Below are 1,533 nucleotides of genomic sequence, written 5' to 3'. Positions count from 1 at the left end.
ACTCCAGCTCGCCATAACAACCACTCCTCCACCCAACCCCCCCCCCCCCCCTCCAGAACCCATCTCCCACCGTGCCTTTCCCACCCTGCGGGAGGAAGGCGTATCTCCGTCCATGACGAAGACCGCCCCCGACAATTTCTTTGACGGCATCCTCCAGTCCCTTCGGGAATTCTTTAATGGCATCGGTCTCAAGCCACGGTTCTGATCCCTAATAACAGGGGGAAAAATACCAGACGGTTACTCCATTATTCCGCGGGTCTTTTCATTATCCCCGCCATATCAGGAGATGCCTGTTATCAGGGAATATATAAAAAGAACACTACTACGGTAATTTCACAGGCTTCCTATTTTGTAACTCACGGAGAGAGAAATTCTCAAGCGAATCAAGGAGCACTTTTCGTGCCTTTTTATTCCTCACTTCGTCCGTTGAGAGAAGGTCCGAAGCAATGTACTTCAGGGTGATGGCATAGTACTGGAACCTTGGGAACTCATTCTCAAATTCCGCGATACGTGCCATCGCTTCCCGGGGCTCATGGTTCAGGAGATCAAAAGTAAAATCGAAAAGGTCAACGATCTGCGAGGGCATGTTATTCGTGACCGCCATTTTCCGGAACCCGTGGTAGGTCATCTTTTTCTGGGTGAGGAGGGAGAGTTTGAGCCCAAGGTAGATCGGTTCAAGCTCGTGAGGATACTGCTTGATAAGCTGGTTGACGACTCCTGCAGCCGATGAAGGATCCCGGTTCTCGAGATGGTAGTAATACATCTCCCTGAGGATGTTGATGTTGGTATAGAAACGTTCAGCACCGATTTCAAGGATCCTCTTGCGCATAGCAGCATTGCTTGTGTCCATGGCATTTTTCAGCCCGGTATTGATAAACCAGATCTCGTCGGGGAACCATTCCAGCCCGATGAAGATCATCTGCCAGAAGATCTTTTCCAGGAATGAGGGGTCGTCAACCTCGAGCTGGCGGAGCGTGTTTACGGGGGGTTTGGTCTTCGCGAGTTTTAAGAGCATCTCTCGCGCTAAGAGCTCCATCTCCCCGGGACGGAGGTTCTTTGCAGGCGATTCGTCATCCTTCCGGAACTCCCGGAGCGAGAGCGTGTAATAGCAGTGGGCAACAGCCATGCCGAGTTTTACATCCAACGTCGCATACTTCTTTAAAAACTCCAGCCCGTGGACGGGGTCCCCGGCCTTTACCAGACGGAGGCCGATAACGATGTTGATGCCCTGGTCGGCATTTTTCATCTTCTTGAACCGGAGAGCATTCGTCTTAACACGCCGGATATAATCGAAATCGGCAATGTTCCTGCTCGCATCCAGGACTTTGAACGTCATGCTGTCGATAAACTCGTCATAATCATCATCCCCGATATGAGGGAATGAGCTTTCGAGTGCAGAGACAACATAGCCGAAAAAAACAGGGAGGTTCGCGTCGACCTTTGCGGAGTTACGCTCAATGTACCCGCTGAAGTCCTTTTTTAGCACATGCAGCTTGTCGTAGACAATGGCATCCGAAAGCTGTTCTCCCCGCA

The 1,533-nt window shown here is 51.0% G+C and carries 1 protein-coding gene and 1 pseudogene; one reads left to right on the top strand and one right to left on the bottom strand.

Annotation, left to right across the window (positions count from 1 at the left end; translation table 11 throughout):
* A pseudogene (locus CW742_RS12600) lies at window positions 1-205 on the top strand (hypothetical protein); the annotation flags it as partial.
* 117 nt (window positions 206-322) lie between these two features.
* On the opposite strand, the gene CW742_RS12595 reads toward CW742_RS12600, so the two are convergent.
* Window positions 323-1,533 (bottom strand): hypothetical protein (locus CW742_RS12595; protein ID WP_292420882.1); only part of this gene is annotated, 1,211 nt, incomplete at its 5' end.

This window comes from Methanoregula sp., from assembly GCF_002835825.1.
Taxonomy (GTDB): domain Archaea; phylum Halobacteriota; class Methanomicrobia; order Methanomicrobiales; family Methanospirillaceae; genus Methanoregula.
The sequence above is the reverse complement of the archived record's forward strand: the minus strand, read 5'-3'. Positions and strand labels throughout refer to the sequence as shown.